The 8749-nt window shown below is 68.7% G+C and carries 9 protein-coding genes; all 9 read right to left on the minus strand.

Annotation, left to right across the window (positions count from 1 at the left end; all coding sequences use genetic code 11):
• Nucleotides 1-193: 193 nt before the first annotated feature.
• Nucleotides 194-1012 carry a DNA repair protein RecO gene (gene recO, locus ACLML9_RS25945; protein ID WP_411947970.1) on the minus strand — a complete coding sequence of 273 codons (819 nt, stop codon included), beginning with the start codon at nt 1010-1012 and terminating at the stop codon, nt 194-196.
• Nucleotides 1013-1098: 86 nt separating this feature from the next.
• Nucleotides 1099-1725, minus strand: coding sequence for a hypothetical protein (locus tag ACLML9_RS25950; protein WP_411947971.1), 627 nt, complete (start codon nt 1723-1725; stop codon nt 1099-1101).
• A 343-nt stretch (nt 1726-2068) separates the two neighbouring features.
• Entirely contained in the window at nt 2069-2983 is a 915-nt protein-coding gene (gene era, locus ACLML9_RS25955; protein ID WP_411947972.1) for a GTPase Era, read from the minus strand.
• On the minus strand, nt 2976-3326 hold the full coding sequence (locus ACLML9_RS25960; protein WP_411947973.1) for a cytidine deaminase: 351 nt from the start codon (nt 3324-3326) through the stop codon (nt 2976-2978). Before ACLML9_RS25960 ends, era begins: the two co-directional genes overlap by 8 nt.
• Complete coding sequence (locus tag ACLML9_RS25965; RefSeq protein WP_411947974.1) at nt 3319-4650, minus strand: hemolysin family protein; 1332 nt, start codon at nt 4648-4650, stop codon at nt 3319-3321. Before ACLML9_RS25965 ends, ACLML9_RS25960 begins: the two co-directional genes overlap by 8 nt.
• Nucleotides 4647-5216 (minus strand): rRNA maturation RNase YbeY, encoded by a 570-nt coding sequence (gene ybeY, locus ACLML9_RS25970; protein WP_357054265.1) that lies wholly within the window; start codon nt 5214-5216, stop codon nt 4647-4649. The genes ACLML9_RS25965 and ybeY overlap by 4 nt, the downstream gene beginning before the upstream one ends.
• A 58-nt stretch (nt 5217-5274) precedes the next feature.
• On the minus strand, nt 5275-6375 hold the full coding sequence (locus tag ACLML9_RS25975) for a PhoH family protein (RefSeq protein ID WP_411947975.1): 1101 nt from the start codon (nt 6373-6375) through the stop codon (nt 5275-5277).
• A gap of 174 nt (nt 6376-6549) precedes the next feature.
• Nucleotides 6550-7290: a 16S rRNA (uracil(1498)-N(3))-methyltransferase gene (locus tag ACLML9_RS25980; protein WP_411947976.1), complete on the minus strand. Its 741-nt coding sequence runs from the start codon at nt 7288-7290 to the stop codon at nt 6550-6552.
• Between the two features lie 5 nt (nt 7291-7295).
• Entirely contained in the window at nt 7296-8453 is a 1158-nt protein-coding gene (gene dnaJ / locus ACLML9_RS25985; RefSeq protein ID WP_411947977.1) for a molecular chaperone DnaJ, read from the minus strand.
• Nucleotides 8454-8749 lie beyond the last annotated feature (296 nt).

An 8749-nucleotide genomic window follows, 5' to 3' on the forward strand; every position in this document is an offset into this window, starting at 1 on the left:
GCCTTCGGCTCATGCGCTTTCGAGGCCGAAACGGCGAGACGGGCCTCAACCCTTTGAGGTGTCTCGTAAGACTCGACACATGCGGTTACGTCGGCATTCGAGGTCCGGGTCCGCATCTGGACCCTCGCGGGTGAGGCATCGGTTTCTCGGCGAGCGCGCTGGCCCCATCGGAGCGAGCCGGGCCGATTCATCACTACCCTGTGCCCGCCGCACCGGCGACCTGGTCTACCGCGCGCAGTTGTTCGTCGGTGTTCGCCGATGCTCCGGGGCGGGGGGCTCCACTGCTGCGCTCCACCAGCGGGAGGGTGCGCAGTTTGTGTTCCAGATGCCATTGCAGGTGGGCCGCGATGAGTCCGCTGGCCTGCCGGCGGGCCGATTCGGGGATGGTCTCGACGCGGTCCCAGCGGCCGTGGCGTAGTGCCAGCAGCTGGTCGAAGACCGCGGGCGCGGGGGTGACGGCGCCGGGTGGGCGGCAGTGGACGCAGACCGCTCCGCCGGCGCCCACATGGAACGCACGATGCGGGCCGGGGGTGGCGCAGCGGGCGCATTCGTCGATGGCGGGAGCCCAGCCGGCATAGTCCATGGCGCGCAGCAGGAAGGCGTCGAGGACCAGTTCGGGCGGGCGCTGCCCTTCGGCGATCGCGTGCAGGGCACCCGCGGTGAGGGTGTGCAGGCGGGGAACGGGGGCGCGCTCCTCACCGGCCAGGCGTTCGGCGGTCTCCAGTACGGCGCAGGCGGTGGTGTAGCGGCCGTAGTCGGCGATGATGGCGGATGTGTTGGCTTCGACGGTGTGGACCTGGGTCACGATATCGAGGCTGCGGCCGGGATGCAGCTGCACGTCGATATAGGCGAACGGCTCGAGCCGGGCCCCGAATTTCGATTTGGTGCGGCGCACCCCTTTGGCCACGGCGCGCACGAGACCGTACTGCCGGGTGAGCAGCGTGACGATACGGTCGGCCTCGCCCAGCTTGTGCTGGCGCAGCACGACGGCATGGTCACGATACAAACGCACGCGACCAGTCTTGCACGTGTTCGTTCTCGTCGGCTCGAGCCGTCCGGGGCCCGGCCTCGGATACGCGTGAGACCGGCTCCGCCCGGTTACGCAGGCGCGCCGGCCGGACGGCGCCAGGCCGACGCGGGCAGGAAGTGGACGTCGTAGCGCTGTTGTTCCGGTAGCAAGCTGTCGAACCGGTTTTCGGAGCCGTATCGTGCGCGGCGGCACCCTCGGAGGAGTCGGGCTCGGGCAGACCCCCCGGATGCGCGGCGGCCGGGGTGCTGCCCCGCCGCCGCTTGGGCAGCACCATGGTCCGCGCGGTGAGCGAGATCCAGCCGCTGGACACCGAAGCGGTGATGACCAACGCCGGTGTCGGAGTGGCGGCGTTCGCTGGTCGCGCTGACCTCTTTCTCCGCCGCCACCGCCTGTTCGGCGACCGCGGCCCGCTGCTCGCTGCGGGCGAGCCGGTCCAGCGCTTCGGCGGTGCGGCGCTGCTCGGCGGTGATCAGGCCGCGGAAGTAGACCGCGGTGGCGACGGCGGTACAGGCCGCCGCCACGGCGATCGAGACCCATACGGCGATGACCATCCGGTCCGCCGGCGCGACCGACAGTATGGCGGCGGCCAGCAGTCCGATACCGACGGTGACCGAGATTCCCAGGGCCAGCACCGGAGCCAGTAATTGCCTCCGGCCCACCGCCCACGCCGAGGCCGCCGGCACTGATTCGTACATAAGTCGGGTCCCCCGCTCGCGCTTGGTCCTGCCGACCCAAAGCCGAGCCCGCATGCGGCACCACATCGTGCCCGTTACCGAATCGTCGGATCAAAAGGGTTTCGCTCCGGTCAATTCGGGTACGGGCCGAAGCATATCGGTCTAGTCCAACCTCCGCCACCCAAAGGAAGCGGAACCTCAGCTGACTTTCGGTGTGGTGAGCGGGTCGGTATCCGGCGCGCAGGCAGGCGCGAAATCATCGCGTTCGCACCGCGATCCGACTCTCGTACCTCGCGAAACCCGAGCCCCCGATGCCACCGCGCCCACCCCGGAACCATGCCTCCGACCGATACGCCGAGCGACCTCAGAACCCCAGTTTTCCGAGCTGTTTGGGGTCGCGCTGCCAGTCCTTGGCGACCTTCACATGCAGGTGCAGGTAGATGCGACTGCCGAGAATATGCTCGATCTGCTTGCGCGCGTTGGTCCCGACCTCTTTGAGCCGGGCGCCCCCCTTACCGATGATGATCGCCTTCTGACTCGGCCGCTCCACGTACAGCAGCGCGTGCACGTCGAGCAAGTCCTCGTTCTCCTCGCGCGGCAGGATCTCCTCGATCACCACCGCCAGCGAATGCGGCAGTTCGTCGCGCACCCCCTCCAGCGCCGCCTCCCTGATGAGTTCGGCCATGAGGGTTTCCTCGGGTTCGTCGGTGAGTTCACCGTCGGGATAGAACGCCGGGCCCGGCGGCATCCGGGAGGCGATCACATCGACCAGGACCTCGACCTGTTCCCCCTTGGTGGCCGAAACCGGCACCACATCGGTTTCCGGCCCGAGCAGCTCGGAGACCGCCATCAGTTGGCGCGCGATCTGGTCCTTGCCCACCTTGTCGATCTTGGTGACCACGCCGAGCAGCGTGGTCTTCGGCGCCATCTGCCGCACCTGCTGCACGATCCAGCGGTCCCCCGGACCGATCTTCTCGTCCGCGGGGATGCACAGCGCGATCACGTCGACCTCGGAATAGGTATCGCGCACCAGATCGTTGAGCCGCTGGCCGAGCAGGGTCCGGGGGCGATGCAGCCCGGGAGTGTCGACCAGGATCAGCTGGGTGTGCTCGCGGTGCACGATGCCGCGAATGGTGTGCCGGGTGGTCTGCGGCCGCGAACTCGTGATCGCGATCTTCGCGCCCACCAGCGCATTGGTCAGCGTCGACTTACCGGTATTGGGCCGGCCGACGAAACAGACGAAACCGGAACGGAACTCACTCTCGGTGGGTTCAGGCATCGGATGCCTCGTAACCCTCGGCGATATCGAACACCGCACCCGAGACGTCGGCGAAAATGATCTTCGCTCCGGCGGACACCTCGCGGACCGCGGCCACCCCGGCGTCCGCGAACTTCCCGCCGATCACCACCGCGGCCTCGAACCCCTCCGCACCGCTGGAGATCGCGGCCGCGACCGCGGACTGCAGCGCGGTGAGCCGCAAGGCCTGCAACCCGACCTCACCGGCGGCATAGGTGCGCCCGTCGGTATCGCGGATCGCCGCGCCCGCCGCGCCGCCGGTGCGACCGAGCGCGCCCCGGGCGAGCACCAGCAACTTGTTGTCCTCGGCATCCAGTTCACTCATCGGCTGCTCCCTCGTCGTGCCGGGCGGACGCGTTCTCCCGCGCCGGTCCCGGATCGGTCTCCGTATTGTGCTCGGACGCCCGGCCCACCACCACGGTGTGCACCCGGACCCGCCCGCGCGCGTCGGCGCCGCCTTCACCGCGCAGCTCCAGCCCGTGCGCGACGACCTCGGCGCCGGGTAGCGGCACCCGGCCCAGTTCGTGCGCGAGCAGCCCGCCCACGGTGTCGACTTCCTCTTCGTCGATCGGCAGCCCGTACAGCTCCCCCAGGTCGGCGATCGGCAACCGCGCCGACACCCGGAACCGGCCCGGTTCCATCTCCTCGATCGGCGGCGTCTCGTCGGTATCGTATTCGTCGGCGATCTCCCCGACGATCTCCTCCAGCACATCCTCGATGGTCACCAGTCCGGCGATACCGCCGTACTCGTCCACCAGCAGCGCCATATGGTTGCGCCGCCGCTGCATCTCGTCGAGCAGATCGTCGAGCGGTTTGGAATCGGGCATGAACACCGCGTCCCGCATGACCTCGCGCACCCGGACACTGCGCCCGCGGTCGGCGTAGGGCACCAGATCCTTCAGGTAGACGACGCCGAGAATATCGTCGACGTTCTCCCCGATCACCGGGATGCGCGAGTGTCCGCTGCGCACCGCCAGCGACATCGCCTGCGCCACCGATTTATCGGCCTCGATCCACACCATCTCGGTCCGCGGCACCATCACGGCGCGCGCCGCGGTATCACCGAGTTCGAACACCGACTGGATCATCCGGCGCTCGTCGTCGGCGACCACACCGCGTTCCCGCGCCATATCGACCACTTCGCGCAATTCGATCTCCGAGGCGAACGGGCCGTTACGGAAACCCTTACCCGGTGTGATCGCGTTACCGAGCAGGATCAGCAACCGGCTCACCGGGCCCAGCAGGGCGCCGATGAACTGCAGCGGCAGCCCCGCCGCCAGCGAGATGGTGTACGCGTGCTGACGCCCCAGGGTGCGCGGCCCCACCCCGATCACCACGTAGGAGACCAGCACCATCACCACCGCGGTCACCAGCAGCGCCCACCCACTGGCCAGGAAACTGCTCAGCCCTGCGGCGAGCAGCACGGTCGCGGTGATCTCGCACAGAATGCGTAACAGCACCATGAGGTTGACATAGCGGGGCCGGTCGTCCACGATCCGGCCCAGCCGCACCGCGCCGGGGCGGTCGCCGCGCGCCATATCGTCGAGCCGGGCCGGGGACAGCGTGTTCAGGGCCGAGTCCACCGCGGCGAAGACACCACCCACGGCGGCGAGCAAGACGGCGACCAGCAGCAGGGTCATCTCGTTCACGCGTGCGCGTCACCCGGCCACGAACGGTCGCCCTCCGGGGCCGCGAACCCCGTCTTGCCCAGCAGGCGGGCGTCCCGGGCGGCCAGTTCGGCCCGCCGCTGCGCCTCCCGCAACTCCTCGTACCACTGTTCGAGCAACCGGCCCTGCAGGGCGAACATCTCCTTCTCCTCGGCCGGTTCCGCATGGTCGTAACCGAGCAGATGCAGCACCCCGTGCACCGTGAGCAGGGCGAGTTCGTGTTCGAGGGAATGACCGGCCTTGGCCGCCTGGTCCAGGGCGAATTCCGGGCACAGCACGATATCGCCCAGCATGGACGGGCCCGGCTCGGGACTGTCCGGTCGGCCACCGGGCTCGAGTTCGTCCATGGGGAACGACATCACATCGGTGGGGCCGGGCAGATCCATCCAGCGCATGTGCAGGTCGGCCATGGTGTCGAGATCCACCAGCACCATGGACAGTTCGGCGGCCGGGTGCACATCCATCCGGTCGATCACGAACCGGGCGACGCCCACCAGGTCTTCTTCGGGGACTTCCATACCCGACTCGTTGGCGATCTCGATACTCACCTGGTCAGCCTAATGGGTGCGGTCGGGCGCAGCCCATTCGCACTCGCGCACGGCCGGGTCACCTCCGTGCCGTACGCCCCGCCGCTCGCCGCTGCGCCCGGTTACCCGACATATGCGGCGGGCCCACCGGTGGCCGGGTCTCGGCCTCGAACTTCTCGTAGGCGTCGACGATATCGGAGACCAACCGGTGCCGAACCACATCACTGCTGGTGAGCATGGCGAAATGGATGTCCTCGATATCGCCGAGGATTTCGGTGGCCGCCCGCAGACCGGACCGCGCGCCGTGCGGCAGGTCCACCTGGGTCACGTCACCGGTCACCACGATCTTCGACCCGAACCCGAGCCGGGTGAGGAACATCTTCATCTGCTCGGCGGTCGTATTCTGCGCCTCGTCCAGAATGATGAACGAATCGTTCAGGGTTCTACCCCGCATATATGCCAGGGGTGCGACCTCGATCACGCCGGCCGCCATCAGCTTGGGGATGGCCTCCGGGTCCATCATGTCGTGTAACGCGTCGTAGAGCGGGCGCAGATACGGGTCGATCTTCTCGTTCAGGGTGCCCGGTAGGAAGCCCAGCCGCTCTCCGGCCTCGACCGCCGGACGGGTGAGGATGATGCGGTTGACCTGCTTGGTCTGCAGCGCCTGCACCGCCTTGGCCATGGCCAGGTAGGTCTTACCGGTACCGGCCGGGCCGATACCGAAAACGATCGTGCTCTCGTCGATCGCGTCGACGTAGCGCTTCTGGTTCAGTGTTTTCGGGCGGATCGTCTTTCCGCGGCGGGACAGAATGTCCAGGCTGAGCACCTCGGCGGGTGATTCGGAACTTCCCTCGGTGAGCATCGAGACCGTATGCCGCACCGCTTCGGGAGTGATCACCCGGTTGCGGCCGGTCAGCGCGACCAGTTGCTCGACGACCCGCTCGGCCAGCGCGACGTCGGCCGCCGGACCGGTGAACGTGACCACATTGCCGCGCACATGGATATCCGCGACGAGCAGATCTTCGAGTTCACGGAGGTTTTCGTCCGCGGAGCCGAGGAAGGGGAAAACCGATTCGGGTGCGAGTTCGATACTGGAACGGACGGTGCGTGCCGCGGGCCCCGAGGCACCGTTCTCGCCCGCGGAGGGATTCTGCTCGCCGCTATCGCCTTGTGATCGCACGTAGTCGCTATGGCCTGCTTTCCGGTCTCGGAGCTGCGGTGACGCGCCGCTGGTAAAGATGGGTGCGAATGGGAGTCGCTGGCACGAGTCTAACTCCCGGCCCCGACAGGTCCCAGTGGAATTCCGGCCGACCACGGCGTAGCGGACCGCTACGACCGGCTGTTCACCCGGTGGTCACCAGCGGGTGGTGAGCGCCCCCAGCGCCCCGAGCGCCACCGCGGCAGCGGTGGACGTGCGCAGCACGGTGGGCCCGAGCCGGACCACCTCGGCTCCCGCCGCGCTCAGAGCGGTCAGCTCGGCGTCGTCGAGACCGCCCTCCGGGCCGACGATCAGCGTGATCGCCGCGGCGGTGCGCCACGGCAGCTCGGTGAAGGCGCCCACCCCCGATTCGTGCAGGGCCGCCACCACCGCGCCCTGTGCCGTCGCCGCACGCACGGCGTCCACCACCTCCGGTGTCCGGTGCAGGGCCGTGACCTCGGGGATGTAGGCGCGGCGGGACTGCCGGGCCGCGGCCTTCGCCGCCGCCCGCCATTTGGCCACGCCCTTGTCCGCTTTGGCCTCCCAGTTCGAGACGCAGCGCGCGGCCTGCCACGGCACGACCACATCCGCACCGGCCTCGGTCATCAGCTCGACGGCCAGCTCGGAACGCTCGGATTTCGGCAACGCCTGGACCACGGTGACCGCCGGCGACGCCGGCTCGGCGCGGCGACGGTCCCGGACCAGCAGTTCGAGCTGGTTCTTCTGCACGGCGACGACTTCCGAATCCGCGAGCACACCTCGGCCGTCGGAGAGCGTGACGGGTTCGCCGGCCCGGATCCGGCGCACCGTGGCCGCGTGCCGGCCCTCCGCGCCGTCGAGCACCGCGACGGCGCCCGGTTCCGGGATCTCGTCCAGGTAGAAGACCGTGGCGGCCATCGGGGTCAGCGACCGCTGAACGATGCGCGCAACCGGGCGAACAGGCCGCTGTTGTGCTCGGACTGCGCCGACATCACCTCGGCTTTGTCCTTGGCCCGCAAACCCTTGTACTTGCGCAGCAGATCGGTCTGCTTACTGTCCAGCTTGGTCGGCACGACGATATCCAGGTGCGCCATCAGGTCACCGCGGGAACTGGAACGCAGCCGCGGCATACCGTGCCCGCGCAGCACCGAGATCTCCCCGGGCTGGGTACCGGGACCGATGGTGAGTTCGGTGGGACCGTCCATGATGGTGTCGATCACCACCGTGGTGCCCAGTGCCGCGTCCACCATCGGAACCCGGACGGTGCAGTGCAGATCGTCACCGTCGCGAACGAACACATCGTGCGGCTGTTCCACGATCTCCACGTACAGGTCGCCGGCATGCCCGCCACCGGGGCCGACCTCACCCTGCGCGGCCAAGCGCACCCGCATCCCGTTGGCCACCCCGGCCGGAATCGGGGCCGCGATCTCCCGCCGCGCCCGCACCCGGCCGTCGCCGCCGCATTTGTGGCAGGGATCCGGGATCGTCTCGCCGGCACCACGGCAGGTCGGGCACGGACGCGAGGTCAGTACCTGACCGAGGAACGATCGCTGTACCGACTGCACTTCACCGGCGCCGCCGCAGGTCTCACAGCGCACCGGGCTGGAGTTACCGTTGGTCCCGGCGCCCTGGCACAGGTCGCACAGGATCGCGGTGTCGACGGTCAGATGCTTGGTGACTCCCACCGCGCATTCGGCCAGGCTCAGCCGGGTCCGCACCAGCGAATCCGCGCCCGGCTGCACCCGTCCACGCGGTTTGCGGGCGCCGGTACCGCCGCCGCCGCTCATCCCGCCGAAGAATGCCTCGAACACATCGCCCAGCCCGCCGAAACCGGCGCCGCTGAAACCGGCGGCGCCGCCACCGGCGTCCAGCGGGTCACCGCCCATATCGACGATGCGGCGCTTCTCCGGATCCGACAGCACCTCGTACGCCGCGGAGACCTCCTTGAACCGGGTCTGCGCCGCTTCGTCCGGGTTCACATCGGGATGCAGTTCGCGAGCCAGCTTGCGATACGCGCGTTTGAGCTCTTGGTCGGAGGCGTCCCTGCCTACACCGAGCAATCCGTAGTAGTCCCGTGCCACTTGAGTTCTCTTAGTCCTTGGTCGCTGTCCACGGCTCCGGCTTCCCACGGCCGGCCGCGTGGCTCCTGATGGATTGAGCCGCCCGCCCGTGAGCTTAGTCGGGTCGACTCAACTTTATCTCGGCGGAGAACACGAGCCTAACAGCGAACCACGCAAGCCCCCTTCCGCGGCGGGCAAGCCCCCGCTCCCGCAGCCGAACCACCGGACGCACCCGGTGGCGCGAGCACCCCGGTGGCGAGTCTTACGAGGCCCTGAAAGGGTCGAGGCCCGTCCCGCCGTTCAGGCCTCGAAAGCGC

The organism is Nocardia sp. NPDC002869, from assembly GCF_046764065.1.
Taxonomy (GTDB): domain Bacteria; phylum Actinomycetota; class Actinomycetes; order Mycobacteriales; family Mycobacteriaceae; genus Nocardia; species Nocardia rhamnosiphila.